The 25,074-nt window shown below is 59.4% G+C and carries 21 protein-coding genes, 2 tRNA genes and 4 pseudogenes; 19 read left to right on the top strand and 8 right to left on the bottom strand.

Annotation, left to right across the window (positions count from 1 at the left end):
- Positions 1-4: 4 nt before the first annotated feature.
- Both TMS3_RS04830 and TMS3_RS24960 read left to right on the top strand, forming a co-directional pair.
- Positions 5-80 (top strand) — tRNA-Phe (locus TMS3_RS04830).
- Positions 81-428: 348 nt separating this feature from the next.
- Positions 429-591: pseudogene (locus tag TMS3_RS24960) on the top strand (IS21 family transposase); the annotation flags it as partial.
- Positions 592-677: 86 nt separating this feature from the next.
- On the opposite strand, the gene pdxR reads toward TMS3_RS24960, so the two are convergent.
- On the bottom strand, positions 678-2,174 hold the full coding sequence (gene pdxR / locus TMS3_RS04825) for a MocR-like pyridoxine biosynthesis transcription factor PdxR (protein ID WP_025164121.1): 1,497 nt from the start codon (positions 2,172-2,174) through the stop codon (positions 678-680).
- 123 nt (positions 2,175-2,297) lie between these two features.
- On the opposite strand from pdxR, the gene TMS3_RS04820 reads away from it, so the two are divergent.
- The 8 genes from TMS3_RS04820 to TMS3_RS04785 all read left to right on the top strand — a co-directional run bounded on the left by TMS3_RS04820 (position 2,298) and on the right by TMS3_RS04785 (position 8,897).
- A complete protein-coding gene (locus TMS3_RS04820) occupies positions 2,298-3,503 on the top strand; it encodes an NAD(P)/FAD-dependent oxidoreductase (protein WP_025164120.1) in 1,206 nt (401 codons plus the stop codon).
- A 301-nt stretch (positions 3,504-3,804) separates the two neighbouring features.
- On the top strand, positions 3,805-3,990 hold the full coding sequence (locus TMS3_RS04815) for a hypothetical protein (RefSeq protein ID WP_025164119.1): 186 nt from the start codon (positions 3,805-3,807) through the stop codon (positions 3,988-3,990).
- Positions 3,991-4,287: 297 nt separating this feature from the next.
- Complete coding sequence (locus TMS3_RS04810) at positions 4,288-5,061, top strand: ABC transporter ATP-binding protein (protein WP_025164118.1); 774 nt, start codon at positions 4,288-4,290, stop codon at positions 5,059-5,061.
- Between the two features lie 15 nt (positions 5,062-5,076).
- Positions 5,077-5,829, top strand: a complete 753-nt coding sequence (locus TMS3_RS04805) for an ABC transporter substrate-binding protein (RefSeq protein WP_025164117.1) — start codon at positions 5,077-5,079, stop codon at positions 5,827-5,829.
- A 49-nt stretch (positions 5,830-5,878) separates the two neighbouring features.
- On the top strand, positions 5,879-6,574 hold the full coding sequence (locus TMS3_RS04800; protein ID WP_025164116.1) for an ABC transporter permease: 696 nt from the start codon (positions 5,879-5,881) through the stop codon (positions 6,572-6,574).
- Positions 6,571-7,260, top strand: coding sequence for an ABC transporter permease (locus TMS3_RS04795; RefSeq protein ID WP_025164115.1), 690 nt, complete (start codon positions 6,571-6,573; stop codon positions 7,258-7,260). The genes TMS3_RS04800 and TMS3_RS04795 overlap by 4 nt, the downstream gene beginning before the upstream one ends.
- 51 nt (positions 7,261-7,311) lie before the next feature.
- Positions 7,312-8,529, top strand: a complete 1,218-nt coding sequence (locus TMS3_RS04790; RefSeq protein WP_025164114.1) for a methyltransferase — start codon at positions 7,312-7,314, stop codon at positions 8,527-8,529.
- 292 nt (positions 8,530-8,821) lie between these two features.
- Positions 8,822-8,897, top strand: a tRNA-Thr gene (locus TMS3_RS04785).
- Positions 8,898-9,017: 120 nt separating this feature from the next.
- Here the strand turns inward: TMS3_RS04785 and TMS3_RS25885 are convergent.
- From TMS3_RS25885 to TMS3_RS04775, 3 genes and pseudogenes are all read right to left on the bottom strand, one after another.
- Positions 9,018-9,218 (bottom strand): annotated as a pseudogene (locus tag TMS3_RS25885) (DDE-type integrase/transposase/recombinase); the annotation flags it as partial.
- A 618-nt stretch (positions 9,219-9,836) separates the two neighbouring features.
- Positions 9,837-10,019, bottom strand: coding sequence for a transposase (locus TMS3_RS25880; protein WP_083491703.1), 183 nt, complete (start codon positions 10,017-10,019; stop codon positions 9,837-9,839).
- A gap of 67 nt (positions 10,020-10,086) precedes the next feature.
- A pseudogene (locus TMS3_RS04775) lies at positions 10,087-10,728 on the bottom strand (transposase); the annotation flags it as partial.
- A 435-nt stretch (positions 10,729-11,163) separates the two neighbouring features.
- On the opposite strand from TMS3_RS04775, the gene TMS3_RS04770 reads away from it, so the two are divergent.
- The 6 genes from TMS3_RS04770 (at position 11,164) to TMS3_RS04745 (ending at position 18,871) form a co-directional block, all read left to right on the top strand.
- Positions 11,164-12,249, top strand: coding sequence for a TRAP transporter substrate-binding protein (locus TMS3_RS04770; RefSeq protein ID WP_025164113.1), 1,086 nt, complete (start codon positions 11,164-11,166; stop codon positions 12,247-12,249).
- A gap of 80 nt (positions 12,250-12,329) precedes the next feature.
- Entirely contained in the window at positions 12,330-12,929 is a 600-nt protein-coding gene (locus TMS3_RS04765; protein WP_025164112.1) for a TRAP transporter small permease subunit, read from the top strand.
- Positions 12,930-12,945: 16 nt separating this feature from the next.
- Entirely contained in the window at positions 12,946-14,316 is a 1,371-nt protein-coding gene (locus TMS3_RS04760; protein WP_025164111.1) for a TRAP transporter large permease, read from the top strand.
- A 104-nt stretch (positions 14,317-14,420) separates the two neighbouring features.
- Entirely contained in the window at positions 14,421-15,896 is a 1,476-nt protein-coding gene (locus TMS3_RS04755; protein WP_025164110.1) for a sigma-54 interaction domain-containing protein, read from the top strand.
- Positions 15,897-16,507: 611 nt separating this feature from the next.
- Positions 16,508-17,773: an OprD family porin gene (locus TMS3_RS04750; RefSeq protein WP_025164109.1), complete on the top strand. Its 1,266-nt coding sequence runs from the start codon at positions 16,508-16,510 to the stop codon at positions 17,771-17,773.
- Positions 17,774-18,100: 327 nt separating this feature from the next.
- Positions 18,101-18,871, top strand: coding sequence for a 3-hydroxybutyrate dehydrogenase (locus tag TMS3_RS04745; RefSeq protein ID WP_025164108.1), 771 nt, complete (start codon positions 18,101-18,103; stop codon positions 18,869-18,871).
- Between the two features lie 108 nt (positions 18,872-18,979).
- Here the strand turns inward: TMS3_RS04745 and TMS3_RS25740 are convergent, their stop codons facing one another.
- Positions 18,980-19,105: a hypothetical protein gene (locus TMS3_RS25740; RefSeq protein WP_268788036.1), complete on the bottom strand. Its 126-nt coding sequence runs from the start codon at positions 19,103-19,105 to the stop codon at positions 18,980-18,982.
- 302 nt (positions 19,106-19,407) lie between these two features.
- Here TMS3_RS25740 and TMS3_RS25875 point away from each other — a divergent pair.
- A pseudogene (locus TMS3_RS25875) lies at positions 19,408-20,226 on the top strand (cache domain-containing protein); the annotation flags it as partial.
- A 15-nt stretch (positions 20,227-20,241) separates the two neighbouring features.
- Complete coding sequence (locus tag TMS3_RS25870) at positions 20,242-21,084, top strand: methyl-accepting chemotaxis protein (RefSeq protein WP_407691602.1); 843 nt, start codon at positions 20,242-20,244, stop codon at positions 21,082-21,084.
- 736 nt (positions 21,085-21,820) lie between these two features.
- On the opposite strand, the gene TMS3_RS04735 is transcribed toward TMS3_RS25870, so the two are convergent.
- Positions 21,821-22,882, bottom strand: coding sequence for an NAD(P)H-dependent flavin oxidoreductase (locus TMS3_RS04735; protein WP_025164106.1), 1,062 nt, complete (start codon positions 22,880-22,882; stop codon positions 21,821-21,823).
- Between TMS3_RS04735 and TMS3_RS25295 the strand changes: the two genes are divergently transcribed.
- Positions 22,866-23,006, top strand: a complete 141-nt coding sequence (locus TMS3_RS25295) for a hypothetical protein (RefSeq protein ID WP_160321021.1) — start codon at positions 22,866-22,868, stop codon at positions 23,004-23,006. The two genes, TMS3_RS04735 and TMS3_RS25295, sit on opposite strands and share 17 nt — an antisense overlap.
- Before the next feature lie 26 nt (positions 23,007-23,032).
- Here the strand turns inward: TMS3_RS25295 and TMS3_RS04730 are convergent, their stop codons facing one another.
- Together TMS3_RS04730 and TMS3_RS04725 are read right to left on the bottom strand one after the other, a co-directional pair.
- Complete coding sequence (locus tag TMS3_RS04730) at positions 23,033-24,259, bottom strand: benzoate/H(+) symporter BenE family transporter (RefSeq protein WP_025164105.1); 1,227 nt, start codon at positions 24,257-24,259, stop codon at positions 23,033-23,035.
- Positions 24,260-24,353: 94 nt separating this feature from the next.
- A complete protein-coding gene (locus TMS3_RS04725; protein ID WP_025164104.1) occupies positions 24,354-24,959 on the bottom strand; it encodes a glutathione S-transferase family protein in 606 nt (201 codons plus the stop codon).
- Positions 24,960-25,074: the final 115 nt, after the last annotated feature.

Below are 25,074 nucleotides of genomic sequence, written 5' to 3'. Positions count from 1 at the left end.
CGTTGCCCAGGTAGCTCAGTCGGTAGAGCAGGGGATTGAAAATCCCCGTGTCGGCGGTTCGATTCCGTCCCTGGGCACCACTAATACCGAGAAACCCCAAGCGAATTTAACCTCCTTGGGGTTTTTTATTGCCTGCAGTTTGATGGCGCCTGAAGCATTTCTGGACCAACCGCTTCGCAGCCCGCACAGGCTCACTTCAGAAGAGCTTGCCTACGGACCAATCCAGGACATCAGAAATTGGCAAAGCACTCTCAGAGAGCAGCCAGAGCGGCTCAGAGCGGGGAAAACGGGTAGGTAGTACGTTCCGATGACGAAGTCCCACTGCATCTCTCCTGCGACTGTTGTCGCTGAGCGAAACTGACCCAGGAGCTCAACTACCTCTGCTCGTTTTTTGAGCAGAGGCACACAGAGTGATCAGCATCGAAATGATGGGCAAATTTCGGCGGATGTATTTCCGCGACAAGCTGTCGCTGCATGAGATAACCAAGCGCACTGGGTTGGCGCGCAACACAATCCGCAAGTGGGTCAAGGCACCGGAGGCCAGGCAGCCGGTGCACCATCGCCGCGCGGTCTTCAGCAAGCTCAGCGCGCTTTCACCCAGCCCGGGTCGACTCCAGCCATTCGCACCCGCCCGCGCTGTTGAAGAGTCAGGCATGCGACAGAGTCGCGTGGCCTTATTACCTCAATGCCATTGCCACAGCCTTGGCAGCGTCCTCGATGGCGCGTTCATCGTAGGGTGCAAAACCCAGTACCAGCCCCGGTGGACACGGCTTCACGCAATAGCGTGCCAGCGGCAGCACATCGATACTCGCCGCCTGCAGACGAGCGAAGGCGTCCTGCTCACTACCCACCTGCAGGTTGCAGGTGATATCCAGTCCGGCGCGAATTTCCGGCACCTCGATCAGCCCCTGCCAATGACGCTGAGCGGAATCGGCGAACGCCTCGGCGCGTGAGGCGTAGATCTTGCGCATGCGCCGCACATGGCGGTCGAAATGTCCCTCATGAATAAAGTCGGCCAGCACCGCCTGCGACAGGCTGTTGGCATGGCGCGACATCAGCGCGGCGGCACGGGTAAAGCTTTCCAGCAAATGCTCTGGCAATACCAGGTAGGCCAGACGGATAGAGGGGAACAGTAGCTTGCTGAAGGTGCCGGCAAGAATCACCGACTGCTCCGCCGCCGGCATTGAGCGCAGCGCCGGAATCGGCTTGGCGATAAAGCGGTATTCGCTGTCGTAGTCGTCCTCAAAAATGTAGCTGCCGCTCTGCGCCGCCCACTGCAACAACGCCAGCCGCCGCGCCGGCGACAGTTCACCACCCAGCGGGGCCTGACGCGAAGGGGTGACGTAGGCCAGCCGGGCATTAGGGGCTAGGCGCACGCCCTCTTCCACCTGAATGCCGAATCCATCCACTGGCACATCGACCCGCTGCACGCCCGACACATCGATCAGCTGGCGCGCCCCGGGGTAGCCGGGATCTTCCATCCACACTTGGGAGTCGCCCGGAGCCAACAGCCGCAGGCAGAGGTCGAGGCCTTGCTGCACGCTGTTGAGCACCAGAATGCGCTCGGCGGGCACCTGCACACCGCGGGCGATGGCCAGGTAGCCGGCGATGGCCTCACGCAACGCCGGCAGCCCGCCAGGGTCCGAATCCAGCAGGATCGACAGGCGCGACGCACGCAACTGCTGGATATGCAGCTTGCGCCACAGATCGACCGGAAACGCCTGAGTGTCGCCACGGTGCGGAAAGAACGGCCGCAGCCCCGGCATCACCGACCGCTGCGCAAACACCGGGTTAATCGCATCCAGCCGCTCGATCCACGGCGTTGTCGGCGGCGAGCGCGGCGCTTCCACCTGAGCCACGACCTTGCGCCGTACATAGCCGGCGTTGAGCGTGGCATCCGGCAACACCTGGCAAACCCGAGTGCCGCTGCCGGTCTGCGTCTCCAGATAGCCCTCGGAAAACAACTGCTGATAGGCCGCCTGAGCGGTACCCCGCGCCAGCTGGTAATGCTCGGCCAGGGCGCGCGTGCTGGGCAGCTTGCTGCCGGCCGGCAGACGCCCAGCGAGAATGGCGCTACGCACCGCCTCGTACAGCCAACGCTGCAGGCTAACGCCCGGTTCAGGCATGCCCAGTGGCAGGAAGACCACCTGCGGTGGCGATTTCTCGGGGGGCATGGCTGCTCCAAAGTGGACCAATTATTTTCAGCAAGAATGGATCAATACGCTAATCCAAGCCAGATGCAGAATCACTCCCGTCTTCAGCCAACAGCCTTTCTCTTCACTACGGGAACTCACAACATGAAACAGCAAATTCTGATCATCGGTGCAGGCTTCAGTGGTATGTGGAGCGCGCTCAGCGCCGTGCGCCTGCTCGATCAACAGCAACGCCTGGATGTAGCCGTCACCCTGCTCGCGCCACAGGCGGAACTGCGCGTGCGCCCACGTTTCTACGAAACCGACCTGGCCAGCACCGTCGCCCCGCTCGGGCCGCTGTTCGATACCGTGGGTGTGCGCTTCGTCCAGGGCAGCGCCACGCAAATTGATGCGGCGAGCAAACGCGTGACCTACCGCGACGCTTCGGGCAACCAAGCCGAGCTGCGTTATGACCGCCTGATCCTCGCCTCCGGCAGCCAGGTGGCCCGCCCACCACTGGAAGGTATCGAACATTTCACCTTCGATATCGACAGCCTGGAGTCAGCGCAAAGACTCGAAGCGCACCTACGGAGCCTGGGCCAGCAGCCAGAGAGCGCGGCGCGCAACACCGTGGTGGTGGTCGGCGGTGGCTTTACCGGTATCGAAACCGCCACCGAAATGCCGGCGCGCCTGCGCGCCATCCTCGGTGAACAGACGGACATTCGTGTGATAGTGGTGGATATGGCCAAGCAGGTGGGCGGTGCCTTGGGCGAGGAACTTGCCAAGATCGTCGCCGACGCCAGCGCCAGCCTGGGCGTCACCTGGCGACTCGGCAGCCCGGTTTCCAGGGTCGATAAACACGGTGTACAGCTCGGCAATGGCGAACGCATCGCCGCCAGTACGGTGATCTTTGCCGTGGGCGTGAAAGCCTCACCGCTGACCCGGCAGATCAATGGTGAGCGCGACCCACATGGCCGCCTGCACGTCGACCGCAATCTCAAGGTGCTCGGCCAGGACGCCATCTACGCCACTGGCGACACCGCCTACGCGGCCGTGGACAACCTGGGCAACCACGCCCTGATGACCTGCCAACATGCCATCGCCCTGGGCCGTTCAGCCGGCAATAACGCCGCAGCGGATCTGATCGGCGTGGCACCGATTGCCTACAGCCAAGCCAAGTACGTCACCTGCCTGGACCTAGGCGGCTGGGGTGCGGTATTTACCGAAGGCTGGGAGCGCAAAGTGGTACTGACCGGCAAGGAAGGCAAGGAGCTGAAAACCCAGATCAACACCCAGTGGATCTACCCGCCGGTAGCCGATCGGGAAACGGCCCTGGCTGCGGCCGACCCGCTAATCCCCGTGGTGGCTTAGGCGCTTCCCCGCCGCATCTTTGTAGCACCTACTGAGCACCGTCAAAGTCACGGCTGCGCCTGAGAACGGAACCATGCCTCCCCCTCACTGATCGTCACGCCATTGAAGCCGCCTGGATAAAAAGCGGTCTATTCGCCCTAGCCAGGGCGAATAGACCGCCGCCAGCCCGCGGAAATACTGGCTTTTCCAATCTTCCTGAATTCGCTAATATCATAGCGCCACGATGGCACTACGGCGCACCCCAAGGAAAGTCAGACTACTTGCCCAGAGAAACTGGTGCAGCCACAGGAGAGAGATACGAATGGAATCCACTAAAGCTGAACAACGCCAATACCATGCAATGCGCGCTCACATCGACCAATTACTGGCCAAGGGCTGGTCAATTTCGGGGCGCGATCCTCTCCGCCTGGAAAGTGCCGGCCACAGCTGCATCGTGCGCCACGGCATGCTGATAAGCGACATCGCCTCATCAGCTAGGGCCGCCTAGAAACACCAACTGACAGTTGCCGTACTTGCAACAGAAAAGGCTGCCTGCCGCCCATCCACAGCAATTTGGCTTTCAGCCTTGCCTTCACCCCGCCGCGCACTGCAAAAGCCCCATCAGCCCTTCGGGCTTTTTGCGCCTGCGCGACAGACAACTGTAGCGATGCGACAAGCTCGCGACCACGCACCCTTTACTCGCGCTTGCCTGCTTGGCGCTCGTCCTGGCGCTATGCTAGCGTGACGCTTCGCCAGGAAGGCCCGTAGACTGCCGGAGTGCTTCCGCATAAGAAGAGGACACCCAATGGCCGAGGCCACGCCCGCGCTGGAAATCCGCAACCTGCACAAACGCTTCGGCGACCTTGAGGTGCTCAAAGGCATCTCCCTGACTGCCCGTGACGGTGACGTGATCTCCATCCTCGGCTCCTCCGGCTCCGGTAAATCGACCTTTCTGCGCTGTATCAACCTGTTGGAAAATCCCAACCAGGGACAGATCATCGTCGCGGGCGAAGAGCTCAAGCTCAAGCCCGGCAAAAATGGCGATCTGGTTGCCGCCGATGGCAAACAGATCAACCGGCTGCGTAGCGAACTGGGTTTCGTCTTCCAGAACTTCAACCTGTGGCCGCATATGAGCGTGCTCGACAACATTATCGAGGCACCGCGCCGGGTGCTCGGCCAGAGCAAGGCCGAAGCGACCGAAGTGGCCGAGGCATTGCTGGCCAAGGTCGGCATCGCCGACAAACGTCACGCTTATCCCAACCAACTGTCCGGCGGCCAACAGCAACGCGCAGCCATTGCCCGTACCCTGGCCATGCAGCCGAAAGTTATCCTGTTCGATGAGCCCACTTCGGCGCTCGATCCGGAAATGGTACAAGAAGTGCTTAGTGTGATCCGCGCGCTCGCCGACGAAGGTCGCACCATGCTGCTGGTTACCCACGAAATGGGCTTCGCCCGCCAGGTGTCCAGCGAAGTGGTATTCCTCCACCAGGGTCAGGTGGAAGAGCAAGGATCCCCCGAGCAGGTGTTTGACAACCCGAGCTCGGCGCGCTGTAAACAGTTCATGTCCAGCAATCACTAAATGGAGCTACATCGCATGCAGAAGTATAAGAAAATCCTGCTGGCTGCGGCCGCCACCCTGGCCTTCGGCACCAGCGCCGTCGCTGCTGACAAACTGAAAATCGGTACCGAAGGTGCGTATCCCCCCTTCAACCTGATCGACGCCAGCGGCCAGGTGGTCGGCTTCGATGTGGAAATCGCCCAGGCCCTGTGCGCCAAGATGAAGACCGAGTGCGAAGTGGTCACCTCCGACTGGGACGGCATCATCCCCGCATTGAACGCCAAGAAATTCGACTTCCTGGTGGCCTCGATGTCGATCACCGAAGAGCGTCAGCAAGCAGTCGATTTCACCGAGCCGTACTACACCAACAAACTGCAGTTCATCGCCCCTAAAAGCAGTGATTTCAAAGCCGACAAGGACAGCCTGAAAGGCAAGGTGATCGGCGCCCAACGCGCAACCATCGCCGGCACCTGGCTGGAAGACAACCTGGACGGCGTGGTCGATATCAAACTGTACGACACTCAGGAAAACGCTTACCTCGACCTGTCTTCGAGCCGTCTGGATGGCGTATTGGCCGACACTTTCGTCAACTGGGAATGGTTGAAGAGCGAAGCCGGCAAAGACTTCGAGTTCAAGGGTGACCCGGTATTCGACAACGACAAGATCGGCATCGCCGTGCGCAAGGGTGATCCGCTGCGCGAAAAGCTCAATGCCGCGCTCAAGGAAATCGTTGCCGACGGCACCTACAAGCAGATCAACGACAAGTACTTCCCTTTCAGCATCTACTAAGCCACCGGCGCTGCGCCGCCTCCTGGGCGGCGCAGGCTTCTGAGCCCCTATGAATTTAGACCTCCACGGATTTGGCCCGGCCCTGGCCGCCGGCACGCTGATGACCATCAAGCTGGCCCTCTGCGCGCTGAGCCTGGGGTTGTTGCTCGGCTTGCTCGGTGCACTGGCCAAGACTTCGCCGTACAAGCCGCTGCAATGGCTTGGCGGCACCTATTCGACCATCGTCCGCGGCGTTCCCGAACTGCTCTGGGTACTACTGATCTACTTCGGCACAGTCAACCTGATGCGCGATATCGGTGAGGCCATCGGTCATCCCGGGCTTGAGTTAAGCGCCTTCGCCGCCGGCGCCATCGCCCTCGGTATTTGTTTCGGCGCCTATGCCACCGAGGTGTTTCGCGGCGCTATCCTGGCTATTCCCAAAGGCCACCGCGAAGCCGGCCAAGCGCTAGGCCTGTCCACGCCACGTATCTTCTGGCGCCTGATCCTGCCGCAGATGTGGCGTATCGCCCTACCCGGCCTGGGTAATCTGTTCATGATCCTGATGAAGGACACCGCACTGGTGTCGGTGATCGGCCTGGAGGAGATCATGCGCCGCTCGCAGATCGCCGTAACCTCGAGTAAAGAACCTTTTATCTTTTTCATGGTGGCGGCCTTCATCTACCTGGGCCTCACCATCCTTGCCATGATTGGACTGCACTTCCTTGAGAAACGTGCCGGCCGCGGCTTCATCAGGAGCGCCGCATGAATTGGGAAGTGATCATCAAGTGGCTGCCACGTCTGGCTGAAGGCGCCATGCTGACCCTGGAACTGGTTGGCATCGCAGTGATCGCCGGGCTGATCCTGGCTATCCCCCTGGGCATTGCTCGTTCATCCAAGCATTGGTACGTGCGCGCCGTGCCTTACGGCTACATCTTCTTCTTCCGCGGCACGCCACTGCTGGTGCAGCTGTTTCTGGTCTATTACGGCTTGGCCCAGTTCGACGCGGTACGCCAGGGCCCACTCTGGCCGTACCTGCGCGATGCCTACTGGTGCGCCATCCTGACCATGACCCTGCACACCGCCGCCTATATCGCCGAGATCCTTCGCGGCGCCATCCAGGCGGTACCACCGGGCGAAGTCGAGGCCGCTCGCGCCCTGGGCATGTCGCGCTGGCAAACCATGCTCTACATCATCCTGCCGCGCGCAGCACGTATCGGCCTGCCAGCCTACAGCAACGAAGTGATCCTGATGCTCAAGGCCAGCGCCCTGGCCAGCACCGTCACGCTGCTGGAGCTGACCGGCATGGCGCGCACCATCATCGCCCGCACCTACCTGCCAGTGGAGATCTTCTTCGCCGCCGGGCTGTTCTACCTGGGCATCGCCTACGTCCTGGTGCGCGGCTTCAAACTGCTGGAACGCTGGCTGCGCGTCGACGCCTGCCAGGGCCGCTGAACCCGCAGGGGCATAGCTGCCCCGGCCACCATGCTTAGCGACAGAGTCAGCATGCACGACCAGCCTCTTAGCGGTGCCACCTTGCTCCAGCGCTTTCTAGCGCTGGATGATTTTCTGACCACGCACCAGGCGCTGTGGCGGCCAAGGCCGTTCACCCTGCGACAACTGCCGTGGGAGGCCGATCACCCCGAGCTGGCTCAATGGCTCAGAGCGCGCAACCTGGAACAAGCCGAAGCCGAACACAATCAACCGCAACAGCTGGCAGCTCCGGCGCCCTTTGCTCAGCTGGCCCAACAAGCCGGCGCACTGACCCGAGTCGGCGAATTCTCCAAACAGCCGACGAATGAGCTGCCCGCACGCTTCTCAACCGACGTTCCGGGGCGCAAGTGGCAGCAGATCCTGGCCTTCGGCAGCAGTCTGCAGTTCCAACAAACGCCCCAGCATTGGCTCGACTGGTGCGCCGGCAAAGGCCACCTCGGTCGCGTACTGGCCCATGACGGACGCCCACTGACCTGCCTCGAGCACAACCCGCAACTGGTACATAGCGGGCAGAGGCTCAGTCAACGCCTTGCTCTTAGCGCCCTGCATATCGAGCAGGACGTGCTGGCCGTCGACGCCATAGACCAGCTCACCCACGAACACACCCCGGTCGCCCTGCATGCCTGTGGCGACCTGCATGTACGCCTGCTGCAACTGGCCAGCAGCGCCGGCTGCCGCCAACTGGCGCTGGCCCCCTGCTGCTACAACCGCATCAGTACACCCAGTTATCAGCCCCTGTCCTCAACTGCGCAGGCCTCCGATCTACAGCTCTCGCTGGACGACCTGGGCCTGCCCCTCAGCGAGACCGTCACCGCAGGAGCAAGAGTCCGCCGCCAACGCGACCTGTCCATGGCCCGTCGCCTGGCCTTCGACATCTTGCAACGCGAACTACGTGGCATCGATGAGTACCTGCCTACGCCCTCATTATCGCCAGCCTGGCTGAAGAAAGACCTGGCCGACTACTGCGCAGACCTGGCTGCCCTGAAAGGCCTTCCAGCCCCCAACCCATTGTACGATTGGGTAGAACTGCAGACCCAGGGTTGGCAACGACTGGCTCAGGTGCGCAACCTGGAACTGCTGCGCGCCTTGTTCCGCCGCCCACTGGAACTGTGGCTGGTGCTCGATCGCGCCCTCTACCTGCAAGAACAAGGCTTTACCGTCCGCCTCGGTAGCTTTTGCCCTCAGCGACTCACCCCGCGCAACCTGCTGCTGCTCGCTGAACGCCCCTGAGTTACCCACAGAGCCTGTGGATAACTGTGTTGATAGATTCTGAGCAAACCCCCATAACGTCACTCCCAGGCACCTCTAAAGCACCTGCTCGCTTTTTAATCAAAAAACAAACCCCAGTAAAAACAGCCATTTACGGCGAACAGCGACACAGCGCACAAAAACAGCGCACGATCGCTCCAGCTATCTCTCACTTGTGCATAAGGATTTTGCTGCTGATAGCCGGCCCAGTATTTTTCTGTAGCTAGACGGCTTTACTCGCGCAAATGAATGGATATAATGGCGGCCCTGAAATGCCGGTATAGCTCAGCTGGTAGAGCAACTGACTTGTAATCAGTAGGTCCCGAGTTCGACTCTTGGTGCCGGCACCATACAAATCAAAGGGTTACGTGAAAACGTAACCCTTTTTTGTTGCCAAAAATTCTTTCGGGGTGTACTTGGGGTGTACCTTTGACAGAGCCGCACCTCTGCATAGGATTGTCGCGCCCGCCCTAGCTAGAGGGTCTAGGACTGACGTTCATGAGCATAGTGAACTGAGTGTCCCAGCAGTTGCCACGGCGACTCATCCTCTGTTTGATTCGATAGCGCCACAGCATTTGGCGGAACTCGATGCTGGTGTAATGGCTACCTTGGTCAGAGTGAAACACCAGCTGCTGCGGACAACCACGGGACTCGAAGGCCACGCGCAAAGCCCGCGTTGTAAGTTGCTAGTCCGGCCGAGAGGAGAGTGCCCAGCCACGATACGGCGCGCATATAGATCCATAACCGCCGCCAGGTAGATCCAGCGATTACCCGCCCAGACGCAGGTCACGTCACCGCACCACACTTGGTTGAGCCCACTCACTGTGAACTGCCAATCCAGCGCGTTAGTCGCGATGGCGCTCTCACCATCAGCTTCGCGATTACGATGTTTACGGTATTCGGTGCTGAACACTCGAGCCTCTTTCATCAGGCGTCCGGGCAGAAAACGTCCCACCATGACACCCTGTATCCGCAGCGCCGCTGACAGTCTTCTGGCCCAGGCTGAGCCTCGGCTTTGTAGATGAAGCTCAGTGGCCAGCTGACGTAGAGCAACCCGCTGATGATCTATTCGGCGGAGTCGTGTGCAAGCGTCATAGACACTTCTGCGTTTTACGCCAAACACTCGACATAGTTCGGCTCGTGGATACCGCTCGCCCAATGCCTCAATCAGGCTTACTGATCGAGGGAGTCCGACATAAAGAGAGCGGTAGCCTTTTCTAGGATCTCTTTCTCCCGCTCCAAGCGCCGTACCTGGGCCTCCAAGTCTTGTATGCGCTTCTGCTCGGGAGTCATGGCCATGCTGCGGCGGGTGTTGTGCCACCACGCTCGCTGCGCAATTGCTTCAGCCATCGACGTAATGCGGTCGGGCCTACATCCATCGACTTGCAGGCTTCGGGAGTTGAATAGCCTTGATTCGGAACCAGGCCGGCTGCTTCGAGTTTGAACTCTGTACGGAATGATCTTCTGTTCACGTAAACACCTCATTGCCGGGCGAAGCTTAACGCCCTATTGGGGTGTCCAGAATCATTGAGCCACAACAGTATCGAGCAGATAGTTCGTGGAATAGGCGAAGAACGCTGGGCCTCCCGGTGCCGCCGCCCAATGGGCTTGAGGATCCGTTAGCGATAGGCGCTTCGGCAATGTTTCAGCCCCCCTCATCGAGTGCCTCAAGGTATTCACCCACGCCGCAGGTGCTCAGGGATGGATCGCTCCAGTTGACCGGCTCATCACCTAGTACGCCGCGCTGCCGACTTGCATCCGCTTTGATGATGTTGGCGTCTACAGCAAACCCTTCGCCTTTGACCGAGCCTGCGTCCATGCAACGACGCAGCACCTCATTGAACAACTAGAGAAACAAGTCGCTATCTCAAAAACGGCCGTGGTGCTTTTGGGAAAAGGTCGAGTGATTAGAAACTTCATCTTCAAGGCTAAACCGGAAGAACCGACGGTAAGCCCGACTCAGATGGGCCTCTGCATACAAGCGACGCTCGGAGCGATGCCATAGCAGTAGCCCACGATCAGCATGCTGAGCATCAGTTCAAGATCTATCGACGAGCGTCCAATCGGTCTATAGAAATCGGCTAGGTAATGGCGCAGGTCGCTGAGGCCGAGGCACTGATCAATGCTGCGCAGAAGGTGATTGGCTGGGATGTTATCTTCAAGGTTCAACGAGCAAAGCAGCCGCTCCTGTCAACTCGATAACTGTCCCATCATGCTGTTTGATCTCCCGCCAGCCAATAAGGCGATTTTGTCGTAGGCCAGGCAGGGGAGCTATTTTTCAACAGAGTCGACCAAAAGCAGCCATTGCCAACAGCATGCGGAGTTATCGAAGTGCATTCGATGCGGTTCGTGTCCATAAGACTAGGCGATACTGTCTATATTTTTGGACACAATAGCCATTGCTTTACGCTGGAGTGTCCAGTTTTTCAGAACAGTTTATTCATTCGACACATGCAATACATATAAGATATTGATTTATATAGAAATTTAAAACTGGCACAGAAATCGCTTTAGTAAACGAGCTTACCGCTAGCGCCTCTGCAATGAGGAGCACCGCAGTTGAAGCCGCCTTATCCAGCCACTGTTCAAAAAAATACAATAAAAAGGAACTCCAGCATGCATACAAAGCAACAGCTAACCCGCCTAACCCTTGGTGTCACCGCAGCTGCGTTACTCACCAGCAGCTTGCTGACCAGCCCGGCGATGGCCACCGAAAAAATTCGCTGGCAGGTGCCACTCGCCTTCCCATCGCACTTGGTGGGTTTGGTTACCCCAGCGAAGCACCTGACAGAATCGCTCAAGACTATCTCCGCCGGTGACATTCAGCTGCGCTACTATGAGCCGGGCGAACTGGTGCCGCCATTCGAGATCATGAATGCAGTGAGCAGCGGCAAATACCCGGCCGGCTATACTTGGGTCGGCTATGACCAAGGCAGCATCCCGGCCCTGCCACTCTACTCCGGAGCCCCCTTCAACTTGGAGCCGCCCGCCTACGTGGCCTGGTACTACCAGGGTGACGGCAAGAAGCTGCTGGAGGAAATTTACGCCCCGCACAACATCCACCCGATGCTGTGCAGCATCATCGGCCCGGAAGGTGCCGGCTGGTTCGCCAAGCCGATCACCCAGCTGAAAGACTTCGACGGCCTACGCATCCGCTTCGCTGGCATTGGCGGCAAAGTGCTGGAGAAACTCGGAGCCTCGGTCACCATGATCCCCGGCGGCGAGATCTATCAGGCGCTGGAGCGCAAGACCATCGACGCCACGGAGTTCTCCCAGCCGGCGATCGACAAGATGCTAGGCCTCGACCAGATCATCAAGAACTACATCATGCCGGGCTGGCACCAGACCCTGACCACCTCGCACCTGCTGGTCAACCAGGACGTGTGGAACAAGCTTGAGCCGCAGAGCCGCGCGCTGATCGAGATGGGTTGCGAGTCGGCCACCCTCAAGGGCCTGGCCGAGAGCGAGTGGGCCCAGCCGATCGCCCTCGCCGAGTACCAGAAGGAAGGGGTAAAGGCCCAGGTCCTGCCCGAGCCGGTGCTGCGCGAACTGCAGCGCGTGACCAACGAGGTGCTCGACGAGATCGCCGGCCAGGACGCCATGTTCAAGCGCGTGCTGACCAGCCAGCGCGAGTTCATGAAACTGCACGGCACCTGGCACAGCATGGGTTACCTGCCACGGGACTTCTACCAGCACGACTGATCACGCACCCGAACCTGCCCGGGCCCGGCCATGCCGCGGCCCGTTGCGTCTTCCTGCCTGATACGTGCGAGGTTTTCCCGATGCAGCAACCTGCTTCTGCCGATCCGCTGGTCACCGCTGACCTGCCCAACAATCGCCTGTCCTGGCGCCTGGACCACCTGATTGTCGCCATCGGCCGGGCCAGTGCCTGGCTGTGGCTGGCGGTGCTGGGGGTGGTACTGAGCAATGTGTTCAGCCGTTTCGTCCTGGCGCGCGGCTCGATCGCCCTGGAAGAGCTGTCCTGGCACCTGTTCGGCGCCGCGATGATGCTGTCCCTGGCCTATGCCGTGGTGCGCGACGACCATGTCCGCGTCGATGTCCTGCGGGAGAAATTCTCCCTGCGCCTGCAGGCCCAGATCGAACTGGCGGGCATCGTCCTGCTGGCCCTGCCGATAATCGGCCTGATGATCGACAGCCTGATCCCCTATGCCTACACCGCCTTCGTCTATCAGGAACACTCGCAGGCGCCCAGCGGGCTGCCCTACCGCTTCCTGTTCAAGAGCGTGTTGCCGCTGGGCCTGATCCTGGTGGCCGTCGCCCTGGTTTCCCGCGCCTCACGCTGCAGCACCCTACTGTTCAACTTCCCCCGGGCCATTAGCGTGCCCGCCGATGACCGCAATGGCGGCCATCCGCATCCCTGATCACGAGGCTGAAGTAATGGGTCTGGAACAACTGCTTGTCATTGCCATGTTCGCCAGCTTCATGGGCTTGCTGCTGCTGGGCTTTCCCGTGGCTTGGTCGCTGGCCGGCATCGGCCTGGTCTTCGCCGTCACTGGCCATGTGCTAGTGGAATATTTCGACGCCGACCTCTGGTACACCTGGAGCGGCACCATCAGCGTGCTCGATGCGCGCATCTACGGCATCGTCGCCAACGAGCTGATGGTGGCGCTGCCGCTGTTCATCTTCATGGGCATCATGCTCGACCGCTCCGGCATCGCCGAACGCCTGATGCACAGCCTGGTTCGGGTGTTGGGGCCGCTGCGCGGCGGCTACGCGATCACCGTGGTGATCGTCGGCGTGCTGCTGGCCGCCTCCACCGGCATCGTTGGCGCCTCGGTGGTGCTGCTCGGCATGCTCTCGCTGGGGCCCATGCTGCAGGCCAACTACAACAAGAGCCTGGCGGTCGGTACTGCCTGCTCGGTGGGCACCTTGGGCATCCTAGTGCCGCCGAGCATCATGCTGGTGCTGATGGCCGATCGCCTCGGCACCCCCGAGGCCTCGGTCGGTAAGCTGTTCATGGGCGCGTTGATTCCAGGCATGATGCTCGCCTGCCTGTACATCCTCTACATCGTTATCGCGTCCTGGCTGAAGAAGGACTTCGCCCCGGCACCGAAAAACCGCCAACCCCTCGACGGTCGCGCCCTGATCGACGTGTTCTGGGCCGTGGTGCCGCCGCTGGCGCTGATCCTCGCCGTGCTCGGTTCGATCTTCTTCGGCATCGCCACCACCACCGAGGCCTCGGCGGTTGGTGCCGCCGGCGCCCTGCTGATGACCGGGATCGGCCGCCGACTGAACCTGGCCATGCTCAAGGAGGCGCTGTACCAGACCAGCCGCACCACCGCGTTCATCTTCGGCATCTTCATCGGCGCCACGGTGTTCGCCGCAGTGCTGCGCGGCCTCGGTGGCGATGACGTGGTGCGCGCGGCACTGACCGGCCTGCCGTTCGGCCAGACCGGCGTGCTGCTCACCGTGCTGTTTATCACCTTCCTGCTGGGCTTCTTCCTCGACTGGGTGGAGATCACCCTGATCATCCTTCCGCTGGTGGCGCCGGTGCTGTTCTCCATGGGTGTCGACCCGCTGTGGTTCGCCATCCTCTTCGCCCTGTGCCTGCAGACCTCGTTCCTCACCCCGCCGGTGGGCTTTGCCCTGTTCTATATCAAGGGCGTCTGCCCGCCCGGTATCACCACCCGCGACATCTACCTGGGCGTGGCGCCCTTCATCGCCCTGCAACTGCTCGGTCTGGCTCTGGTGTTCAATTTCCAAGAGCTGGCCACCTGGCTGCCCAACGAGGTGTATGGCGGACCGTAACCCCCATCCCCGAGCCTGTCCGATGGACGCTCGAGGGAGCGTCTTGCCTGGGCCACACAGCGGCTCCCATAATCCCTTGCACCTCCTTTGGAATATCAGTTGCCATGGCCATATCCAGCGAAGATCTCGATCAGCACGGTCTGATCGTCGGGGTGTCTCCCGAGCGTTTCCGAGCTGTGGCCATGCCGCTGCTCTTCGATCACCTCAACGCCCAATGTGAAGGCACTATCGCAGTAAACCGCCAGGCACGGATCGTCTGGATCAACGACAAGTACGCTGCGAAAGTGGGTATCAGTGATCCCCATAACGTGCTCGGCATGGAGGTCGAACAAGTTCTGCCGGCGAGCAAGCTGCGCGAGGTGGTAGATAGCGGTCAGCCGAGCATGCTCGATCTGATGGCCTTCGGCAGTGAGCACTTCGTGGTAACACGAATCCCGCTACGCGACGAGGACGGCACTCTTGTCGGTGCCCTGGGTTTCGTCCTATTCGATCGTGCACGCCACCTGAAACCCTTGATGGCCAAATTCAACGTATTGCAGAACGAGTTGCTGGCCACCCAGAGCGAACTGGCCAAGGCTCGCCGCGCGCGCTACACCATCGCCGGGTTCATCGGTGCCGGCGCCGCAGCCAGCGAGGTCAAACGCCAGGCCCGGCGTGCTGCCCAACTGAACGCCACGGTGCTGCTTCGTGGCGAAACCGGAACCGGCAAGGAACTCCTGGCCCAAGGTATTCACAACCTGTCGCCACGGGCTAACGGGCCTTTCGTTGCGGTCAACGTTGCTGCCATCCCTGAGACCCTGGTCGAGGCTGAACTGTTCGGCACTGCCCCCGGCGCCTTCACCGGCGCCGACCGTAAGGCGCGCATTGGCAAGTTCGAAGTGGCCAACGGCGGAACCCTGTTCCTCGACGAGATTGGCGATCTGCCGCTTGCGCTGCAGGCCAAGCTGCTGCGAGTTCTGCAGGAGCAGGAGGTCGAGCCACTCGGCTCCAACCAAGTGAAGTCGCTAAACGTACGCGTGATCGCCGCCACCCATATCAACTTGGAAGCCAAGGTCGCCGCCGGCCAATTCCGAGACGATCTGTATTACCGCCTCAACGTGCTAGCCCTGCACGTGCCCCCACTGCGCGAGCGCTGCGAGGACATCCCGACCCTAGTTGAGCACCTGCTCGACGATATCGCCAACCGTTCCGGCCAGGCGCCCATGGAGCTAAGCCGCGAGGCCCTAGCGCTACTGACTCGACAAGCCTGGAAGGGCAACGTGCGAGAACTCCGCAATCTGCTGGAAAGAGCACAGCTCGACGCAGAAGGGCCGCTTCTCGACGCCGCGCAGTTGCAGCCGCTGTTGACCACGCGGGGCCTAACGGCGCAAGCACAGTCGACAGAACCGCTTGATACCGCACCAGTCAAGGGTGCTCCACTACCCCTCCTAGCAGAAAGCATGGCCCAAGCCGAACGCCAAGCCATACAACAAGCATTGGCGGCCTGCAATGGTAACCGCCGACGCGCCGCCAGCGAGCTGGGCATCTCTCGCGCTAGCTTGTACAACAAGCTGCAACACCACGGGCTTAGCCAACGCTGATCGGCTGTTCCAAAAAACTGGACAGCGCTCTCCTTACAGCAACGCTCAGATAAACATGTCCATGCAACTGGACACAAAAACACCCTACCTACTCCCTGTTAGCCCACCGACGAAATTCTTGTCGACGGGCGCAAAGCCCCGCCTCACAAGCCCCCGCCGCCTCCATGACGATTTTCCTGAGGTCGACTGATCAATCTGGCACGTCTTTCGCTCTAGTAATCACAGACGCGCTGGGCTGCCTTCCCATGACGCAAAACGTTGGTGCACCACAGGTGCACTGACAGACAACAACAATAACTAAAGGACTCCCTTCATGGGCAACCTCGGCACATCGCTGTCCCTCGCCCTCGGCGCTCTGCTCTTTGCTCCTCGCTCCATAGCCATCGCTGCTATTCGCCCCAGAGTTTCTGAAGGCCATGCGGGAGTGTTCCATGCCTATAGCCTGGAGCTACGCGAGTCCCTGTAAGTCTTGAGTGAACACGCGATCCCGCCTCTTAGGCCCGCACTTTTCTAGAGCTCATTCGAGTTCCACGATGCTGCACCGGCAGGCATTGCCCGGACGGCCGTGAGCAACAAAGCAGCAACCACAATAACTACAAGAGGAAACACCCATGCGATACAAACCAAAACTCACCTGTCAGCTACTCGCCAGCAGTATCGGCCTAGGGCTCTGCACCCCGACCTTTGCTGCCTTCGTCGACGACAGCACAGCCGTGCTGGATACGCGCAACTTCTATATGAACCGTGACTTCCGCCAGGACTCCGCCACACAAGCTAAGGCTGAAGAATGGGCCCAGGGATTCATGCTGCGCTTTGAGTCCGGCTATACCGAGGGCCCGATCGGGCTCGGCCTCGATGCCACCGGTTCCCTAGGAGTCAAGCTCGACTCAAGCCCGGATCGAAGCGGTACCGGCATCCTAAAGAGCGACCGCGAAGCGCCGAAACGTGCTCAGGATGAATACGGCGAGGCGGGCTTCACGGTCAAGTTGCGGGCGTCGAAAAGCACCCTCAAGCTCGGTACCCTACAGCCGGTATTGCCTGCATTGATGCGCAACGACAGCCGCCTGTTGCCACAGACTTTCCGGGGTGCCTGGCTCAACAGCAATGAGGTGGAGGGCCTGAGCCTGGACCTCGGACGGATCGACAAGGTCAATTTGCGTAACTCCTCGGATAACGAGGAGATGACCGTCTTCAAAGGCGGCAAGCGCAACATTGTGCTGGGCAGCAGTAAAACCAGCGACGAATTCCTATTCGGCGGCGGCCGCTACCAGTGGACCCCGCAACTGGCCACCAGTTATTACTACGGTGGTCTTGATGGTATTTACCAGCAGCACCTAGTCAACCTCGTGCACCAGTTTCCACTGGGCGAGGGTCAGAGCTTCAAGTCAGACATACGCTTCGCCCGCTCTACCGATGACGGCGGCAGCAACGTCGATAACGACGCCTTTGGTGCACTATTCACCTATCGCATTGACGGTCATGGCCTCACCGCCGGTTATCAGCGCCTGAACGGCGATACCGGCTTCGCCTATATCGATGGTTCGGACAATGCGCTGGTCAACCTGGTACAGATCAATGACTTCGGTAATCAGGACGAACGCTCCTGGCAACTGCGCTACGACTTCGACTTCGCCACTATTGGAGTACCGGGACTGACGTTCATGACCCGCTACCTGTCCGGAGACAACGTCGATCGCGGTGTGGGCCTGAGCGAAGGCAAGACCTGGGAGAGAAACACCGACATTGCCTATGTGGTGCAAAGCGGTCCGCTGAAAAACGTCGGCCTGCGTCTGCGCAATGCCACTACACGCAGCAACTTCGGCAGCGATCTGGACGAAAACCGCTTTATCGTCAGCTACAGCTTACCGCTCTGGTAAGACAGCTTCGGCACATTCCGATTACTCCGTGTGTAAACCTTGCCGGGCACTAGTGGTCCGGCCTTTTTACCAGTCGGCTGGACAGTCGAGTTAGTTATCGCAGCAGGTTTAAATCGGCTGGCAACCTAATCGCGCGAGAAGTACTTGGAGTTCCGCCCTTTCTAAGGTTGGTCATCTGCATAAAGATTCCCTCTAAATGATAGGTATGTCGCAATCACAAGAGTTTGACGCACTTTAGATCAACGGTCTGGCTGAACGCGACACAGTGCGTAACCACGGCCCTGCATGACCCGTTCACACTTAATATATTAATGATCAGGAGACTTTATGATACTTAGTGGAAAAACCGCCCTGATTACAGGCTCGACCAGCGGTATCGGCCTAGGAATTGCCGAGGTATTTGCCCGTAACGGCGCCGATATCATCCTTAACGGTTTCGGCGACTGGCAGGCCGCGGCTGATCAGCTTTCCCGCTTTGGGGTGCGCGTCGGCTATAACGACGCCGACCTCGGCGATCCCGCTCAGATCGAGTCATTGTTCGATTATGCCCGCCGTGAATTTGGTCGCGTCGACATCTTGGTCAATAACGCTGGGATTCAGCATATTTCGCCTGTGGAGAGTTTTCCAATTGAGCGCTGGGATTCGATTATCGCGCTCAACCTTACTGCGGTATTTCACTGCACGCGACTCGCTTTACCTAGCATGCGTGAGCAGAATTGGGGGCGCATCATCAACATCGCTTCAGTGCATGGCAGCGTTGGCTCCAGCGGCAAGGCGGCCTATGTCGCAGCTAAACATGGCGTGCTCGGGTTGACCAAGGTGGTGGCATTGGAAACTGCCCTAAGCGGTGTCACCTGCAATGCCATCTGCCCCGGCTGGGTACTCACCCCGCTCGTACAGCAGCAGATCGATGCACGAGTCGCCGCCGGCGAGTTGCCCGAACAGGCGCGCACGGCGCTGCTGGCTGAAAAGCAGCCGTCTCAGGCATTTGTTACCCCGCAACAGTTGGGCGAGCTGGCACTGCTCCTCTGCAGCTCAGCTGCGGAGCAGGTACGCGGTGCAGCCTGGAACATAGACGGTGGCTGGCTGGCGCAGTGAGGTGAAGTACCCGCCTTTTGCACTTGGCCGCGCCGCCCTGCCTGGCAAGAGAAGCACATTGCTATGTTTGCCGCCGCCTGATCGGCGCTCCCTGGATAGGTGCATCAGTCAGACCATGCAGTCCTTGCCTGGCCCGGCGATGATGGAGCAAGGCGTGGCATGAGGCACGCCGGTCGCTTCATCCGACGCATTGATATCCGCATCCACCAAGCGCAGGGTGTATAGGCTCGCCAAATAATGTTCCGTTACCGGAAAAAGCTATGTCAGCCAAGAGCATGCAGAGGCGGATGGACTGCAATATCTAGCCTGTATTTACTTACAGCAAACTCTGGCTCGCACAGACGCTCTCACATCGTGCTGGGTAGACGCTCATAATTCAGATCGTGACTCCGACACACATACTAATTTGAACACTCGCCAGCTTGAATCATTCACGCGCGCGGCAGAGCTGAAAAACGACCGAATCGACTAAGAAATCAAATTCCGAGTAAGTCCATAAAAACAACTACAACCTCCACATATATTCGGAGACCTCTATGAAGTGGAAAATACGCAACATGGTTCTGTTGCTGTCGGTTATCCCAGCCCTATTGCTAGCTCTAACTATTCAGTTGCTAGCTTTCTCCGAGCAGAGGTCTTTTGGGGAGCGAAGCATCGAGCAAACGCGTCAAACTCTAATTAAATCCCGTCAAGACGAGTTGGTTCACTACCTCGATATCGCATACAGCACCATCAAGCCGCTCTATGATGGGGAGGATGCTATGTCCCCTGCGGTTCAAGAGGAAGCTAGACGTCGACTACGGGAACTTCACTACGGGAAAGACGGTTATCTATTTGGTTACAATGACAAGGGCGACAGAATATTTCTAGCCGGCAAGGACGAAGGTAAAAATTTTTGGGACCTGAAAGACAGCCAAGGTATCTATGTGGTTCGAGAGCTGGTCGCTGCCGCAAAACGCGGCGGTGATTTCTTGACCTACTATTTCCCCAAGCCCGGCAATGACAGCACCTCTTACCCTAAGCTTTCCTACAGCATCTACCTCGACAAATGGAATTGGACAATCGGTACCGGTTTTTACATTGACGATATGGATGCCCTGATCGCCGACCAAATGCAACACCAACAGAAAGTAATGGAGGCTATGCGCTGGAAGCAATGGGGGGTCATGGGAGTTCTACTAGTCATGATGAGCATGGCCGCGGCCTACGTAGCCCGTAGCATAGCCAAACCGCTGCTCCTGCTGACGCATAACTTGCAAGCACTGGCTTCTGAAGACGGTGACCTCACCAGTCAACTACCTATAGATGGAAATGAAGAAACGGCTCAATTGGCGGGCGCCTTCAACAGCTTTGTGGGGAAAATCCGTGCCATGGTGGTGGACTTGGCTCGCTGTGCCCAGTTGCTGCAGGAGCGCAATGAACAACTTAAGCAAAGCGCTCAACATGCCGCGGACGCACTGACCCTTCAGAGCAAGGATGCCGAACAAGTGGCACATGCCATGGAACAAATGGCCTTAGCTACACATAACGTTGCGGAATCGGCTCAAAGCGCAGCTTTATCGACCCGACACACCAATGACCAAGCCAAGGTCATGCGAACTAATGTAGAAGAAATCATTAATACTATAGGCGGTTTAGCCCGTGAAATAGAACAATCAACACAAGGCATCCAGACGCTGGGTAACGATGTGGAGTCAATCAGCTCCATTCTTGATGTTATACGTGCAATCGCCGATCAGACCAACCTACTTGCCTTAAATGCCGCAATCGAAGCTGCCCGTGCAGGTGAACAGGGACGTGGCTTTGCCGTGGTAGCCGATGAAGTACGTTCGCTGGCTCAGCGTACCCAGCAGAGTACTGAGGAAATCCAAAATAAGATCAGCCAACTGCAACAGGCGGCTAGGACTGCCGTGAGCAATATGCAGGGCAGCCTCAAGGGTAGTGAAACTGCTGTCACCAAAGTTAACATCGCAGGGCAGATCCTCACTGGTGTGAGTTATGCAGTATCTGAGATCCACGGTATGAACAGCCAAATTGCTACAGCTGCTGAAGAGCAGTCAAACATTGGCGTAGAGATCAAGCAAAACCTTTCGCGTATCAGCAAACATATCCGAGAAACCCAGGTCATCACTACGCGAAACAACGACATGTGCTTAGAACTTGACAAGTTGTCGCAAGAATTAAACCTGATGGTAAACCGCTTTAGGGTCTAATGTTGCTCAAGGCGGAGGCTTGGCAGAACTATCCGAGAAGAAGATTTGACTACTACACCTATTCTACACATATACAATTACTCATCTCAGGGCAGAAATTAGCATGGCGCCCGAATAGGGTCTAGCCAAGACTTCCCGTAGCGAATCCTGTCATCAGGATTTTCTTCAGGGAAGGTCTGCAGTAGCTCGGTATTTCCCGTCAACTTCAGCCTTCGTCGATTTTGAAAGCGAGCGCCGATCAACATCAGCCAGTTGGCCCGCTCATTTCTCTATTCTTGGCCGTCGTGAGCACTTCGCAATAGCCATTTTCCGTATTACAGGCGCACCTCTCCTGCGTTCGTCAGCAAATGTCAACGCACCATCCTCAGGTTCGACAGTGCGAACAGCGTCATCAGTTGCACGGTGTTCTTGGCCAGGCCACGGAAGCGCACCATCACGTAGAGGTTGCTAATGACAGCGAGCTCTAAACGAACGGTTGCAGAGGATGCGCCCTCTCCAAGTCGCTGATCTCAAAACGCTGCAAAGTCAGATGAGTAAGCTCCGCGAAGCTCTTCTGCGAAAGTGGACGGTCAATCCACCTATCAATTCGCCCCCTTCTAATGATCGCTTACAAACAACGCAAAAGGCTCACCGCATGATGGGCCTTTTGCGTTTCTGACTGACCGGCGCCCACTGAATGGAGGTCGACAGCGCGCAGGGACTCAGCACCCTCCCCACTGGGACAAGGCGCTAGCCGTTAACTGACCGGCTCCATTTCGCCAACCAATCTGTGCACCAGTTCGGCAGCCGGCATCTCGCGAGCCAGCGTTGCTCCTTGCCCGGCCCAGTGTGCGGCGAAGTCAGAATTACCTTGGGCACTGGCCACCGCGTGCAGGGCCTTGGCCGCGTCATAGGCGATCGGGTAATCCGGCAACGGCGGCACTCCAGCGGCCCCTACTGGCATGTACATACGATTGATCATCCCGCGTGCCGGACGGCCTGAAATGGCCGAGGTGATCTGCGTATGGCCGGCCCGCGCGCTTTTCAGCGTGTCACGGTACGCTGCGTTGGCGGCGGACTCGGGGCAGAGAATGAAGGCGGTGCCCAGCTGAGCGGCAGCGGCGCCCAGCGCCATGACCGCTGCGATAGCCTGACCATCCATGATGCCACCCGCGGCGATCACCGGCAGGCGTTGGCGCTTGACCAGCAAGCGCACCAAGGCCAGCGTGCCGATAGCCGCATCGCCCTGCTCCGGCGCGAAGACCCCGCGATGCCCGCCCGCCTCGACGCCCTGGGCAATCACGCAATCGACGCCCGCCTGTTCGATTAATGCGGCTTCTTCCGGCGTGGTCGCACTCGCCAGCAGGCGGATACCGGCGTGTTTCAGCGCACGAATATGCTCGGCAGATGGCAACCCGAAGTGAAAGCTGACCACCGCCGGTCTTTCGAGCAGCAACATCTCCAACATGTCTGGGTCATCGAGGAAGCTCTTGTAGATCTCCTGCAACCCAGCGGGCGGAGCCGCGTCAAACTCGGCAAACAAGCCGCGCAGATGTTCCAGCCAGGCCGACTCACGTTGCGCGTCCGGCATCGCTTGGCGATGGCAGAACAGGTTGACGTTGAACGGCTTGTCGGTGAGCCCACGGGTCTCGGCGATCATCGCCCGCGCCTGCGCGACCGTGCTGGCACCGATACCGATGGAGCCGAGCCCGCCGGCATTGGACACTGCGGCCGCCAACTGCGGTGTGGACACGCCCACCATCGGTGCCTGGATGATCGGATGCTCGATACCGAGCAGGCGCGTGATACTGTCGTTCATAGTCATTCCCCTCTACGCCGCCAAGGGCGCCGTGCAGTTCCAAGCGCGGCTGAGCCCGCTTGAACATCTGAAAGAAGTGCCGGCAGTCGCCACCGGCATCCGCATTGTCTTGATCGAGCCATAGCGCTGGCCATACCCAGGCCTCGCCCCTCACTCCGGCTTATTGAGCTTATCGTCACGCAGATCACGCCACCCGGTAACGCGGGCATGCCATTGCGGCTTCGCCTGCGACACCAGCATCGCCAGCGCCCCGGCCAGCATGCCCCAGAAGGCTGCGCCGATCCCCAGCAAGGAAACGCCCGAGGCAGTGACCAGAAAGGTGATCAGTGCCGCTTCACGCCGCGGTTCATCCTGCAACGCACTGGCCAAGCCATTACCGATAGTGCCCAGCAGGGCCAGGCCGGCGATCGCCTGAATCAGCTCAGCGGGAAATGCCGAGAACAACGCAGCCACTGTCGCGCCGAAGATACCCACCAGCAGGTAGAACACCCCAGCCGCCACGGCCGCCGTATAGCGCTTTTGCGGGTTCTCATGAGCCTCCTTGCCTGTACAGATGGCGGCAGTGATGGTCGCCAGATTCAAGGCGTAACCACCGAAGGGTGCCAGTAGCACGGTGGCCACCCCGGTCCAGCCGATCATCGGGGAACTTGGCGTCTGGTAGCCGGACGCCCGCAGCACAGTCAAACCCGGGACGTTCTGCGACGCCATGGTGACGGCGAACAGCGGCAGTGCCACGCTGATCATGGCTTGCGTGCTGAACAAAGGAGTGACGAACTCAGGCGTGGCCAACACCAGGCCGACCTCATCGAAGTTCAACATGCCCCGCGCGGCGGCCAAACCGACACCCAGCACCAGCGGCGCCACGACCGCATAGCGGGGCAACCAGCGGCGCGCCAGTAAATAGGTGACGAACATGGGGAAGACCAGCCCGAACTGGCTGTGCATCGCCGCGAACGCGTCCAGCCCAAAGCGCAACAGAATGCCTGCTAGCATCCCGGCCGCGATCGCCGCGGGGATACGCTCGGCCATCCACTCGAACCAGCCACTGAAGCCACAAAGGGCAATCAACAGGCCGCAGACGATAAACGCCCCGGTAGCCTCCTGCAGCGTCACCCCGGCGCCGCCGGTGATCAGCAGCGCAGCCCCGGACGTGGACCAGGCGATGGCAATCGGCGCCCGGTAGCGCAGGGACAGGGCTATCCCCGTGACGCCCATGCCGACACACAGTGCCAGTATCCACGAGCCGATCTGGGCGGACGTCGCACCCAGCGCCTGCGCCGCCTGAAATACCAGCACGGCGGAACTGGTAAACCCTACCAACACCGTTACCAACCCGGCATTGATCGCCGAGAGGGACATATCCCTGAAAAAACTCATACACACGCCCTCTAAACCTGTTACCTCGGCATGCAAGCCGCGAAGGCCCTTCGAACTGCTGCCCAAGGGCCTTGCGGTGCTTACGCGCAACGCCTCACATCGATGCTTGTCGCTCGTCTTCGATTGCCTTGACGAAGGCCGGATGCGCCTTAACCGCCTCGAGCATGCCTTTCACCTTGTCGCTCATGTGGATGTCGACAGGGAAATAGGCGCCCCAACTGGCATACACAGCCAACATCATGTCGACGATGCAAATCCGCTCGCCGCAAACGAAGGGGGTCCGGTTCAGCTGACGGTCTACCGCAGCCCACAGCGCGCTGATCGTGTCGCTGGCAGCATTCAACGCATGCTGCTTAACCGTGCCATCTTCGAGGCTGCTGCCGAGGAAGAACAGACGACCGTAGGCCGGATGCAGGGTCGCGTTGGCGAACATCAGCCACTCGATGAAGCGGGCTCTCTCAGGACCGCTGGGCGGCAGCATCCGATGCTGATGTTTCTCCAGCAGGTAAAGGATGATCGCCGCACCTTCGCGGATGACCTGATCGTCATCGACCAACACCGGCACCATGCCGTGGGACTCGAATCGATCGAAATCAGCGGCGTGCTTGCGATCAATCAGCTCAACCCCTTGCTCAAGTTCATTGAGCAAGGCGTGGATAGCCAACGAGCAGGCGCCGGGCGAGTAATACAGTCGGTACATGATGTTCTCCTATGGGGGTCAAACGGACACTCTGCGAGCGCGGCTCTGCACCCAAGCGCAGACAATGACTCTCGAACCGAGCGGATCGGCTGCCGAGCACAGCCAACAACGTCAT

This window comes from Pseudomonas taeanensis MS-3, assembly GCF_000498575.2.
GTDB lineage: Bacteria > Pseudomonadota > Gammaproteobacteria > Pseudomonadales > Pseudomonadaceae > Aquipseudomonas > Aquipseudomonas taeanensis.
The sequence above is the reverse complement of the archived record's forward strand: the minus strand, read 5'-3'. Positions and strand labels throughout refer to the sequence as shown.

Bases quoted from the DNA above. Each gene is read 5' to 3' on its own strand.
- pdxR (WP_025164121.1), bottom strand. From the start codon at position 2,174: ATGCCCCCCGAGAAATCGCCACCGCAGGTGGTCTTCCTGCCACTGGGC.
- TMS3_RS04820 (WP_025164120.1), top strand. From the start codon at position 2,298: ATGAAACAGCAAATTCTGATCATCGGTGCAGGCTTCAGTGGTATGTGG.
- TMS3_RS04815 (WP_025164119.1), top strand. From the start codon at position 3,805: ATGGAATCCACTAAAGCTGAACAACGCCAATACCATGCAATGCGCGCT.
- TMS3_RS04810 (WP_025164118.1), top strand. From the start codon at position 4,288: ATGGCCGAGGCCACGCCCGCGCTGGAAATCCGCAACCTGCACAAACGC.
- TMS3_RS04805 (WP_025164117.1), top strand. From the start codon at position 5,077: ATGCAGAAGTATAAGAAAATCCTGCTGGCTGCGGCCGCCACCCTGGCC.
- TMS3_RS04800 (WP_025164116.1), top strand. From the start codon at position 5,879: ATGAATTTAGACCTCCACGGATTTGGCCCGGCCCTGGCCGCCGGCACG.
- TMS3_RS04795 (WP_025164115.1), top strand. From the start codon at position 6,571: ATGAATTGGGAAGTGATCATCAAGTGGCTGCCACGTCTGGCTGAAGGC.
- TMS3_RS04790 (WP_025164114.1), top strand. From the start codon at position 7,312: ATGCACGACCAGCCTCTTAGCGGTGCCACCTTGCTCCAGCGCTTTCTA.
- TMS3_RS04770 (WP_025164113.1), top strand. From the start codon at position 11,164: ATGCATACAAAGCAACAGCTAACCCGCCTAACCCTTGGTGTCACCGCA.
- TMS3_RS04765 (WP_025164112.1), top strand. From the start codon at position 12,330: ATGCAGCAACCTGCTTCTGCCGATCCGCTGGTCACCGCTGACCTGCCC.
- TMS3_RS04760 (WP_025164111.1), top strand. From the start codon at position 12,946: ATGGGTCTGGAACAACTGCTTGTCATTGCCATGTTCGCCAGCTTCATG.
- TMS3_RS04755 (WP_025164110.1), top strand. From the start codon at position 14,421: ATGGCCATATCCAGCGAAGATCTCGATCAGCACGGTCTGATCGTCGGG.
- TMS3_RS04750 (WP_025164109.1), top strand. From the start codon at position 16,508: ATGCGATACAAACCAAAACTCACCTGTCAGCTACTCGCCAGCAGTATC.
- TMS3_RS04745 (WP_025164108.1), top strand. From the start codon at position 18,101: ATGATACTTAGTGGAAAAACCGCCCTGATTACAGGCTCGACCAGCGGT.
- TMS3_RS25870 (WP_407691602.1), top strand. From the start codon at position 20,242: ATGGTGGTGGACTTGGCTCGCTGTGCCCAGTTGCTGCAGGAGCGCAAT.
- TMS3_RS04735 (WP_025164106.1), bottom strand. From the start codon at position 22,882: ATGAACGACAGTATCACGCGCCTGCTCGGTATCGAGCATCCGATCATC.
- TMS3_RS04730 (WP_025164105.1), bottom strand. From the start codon at position 24,259: ATGAGTTTTTTCAGGGATATGTCCCTCTCGGCGATCAATGCCGGGTTG.
- TMS3_RS04725 (WP_025164104.1), bottom strand. From the start codon at position 24,959: ATGTACCGACTGTATTACTCGCCCGGCGCCTGCTCGTTGGCTATCCAC.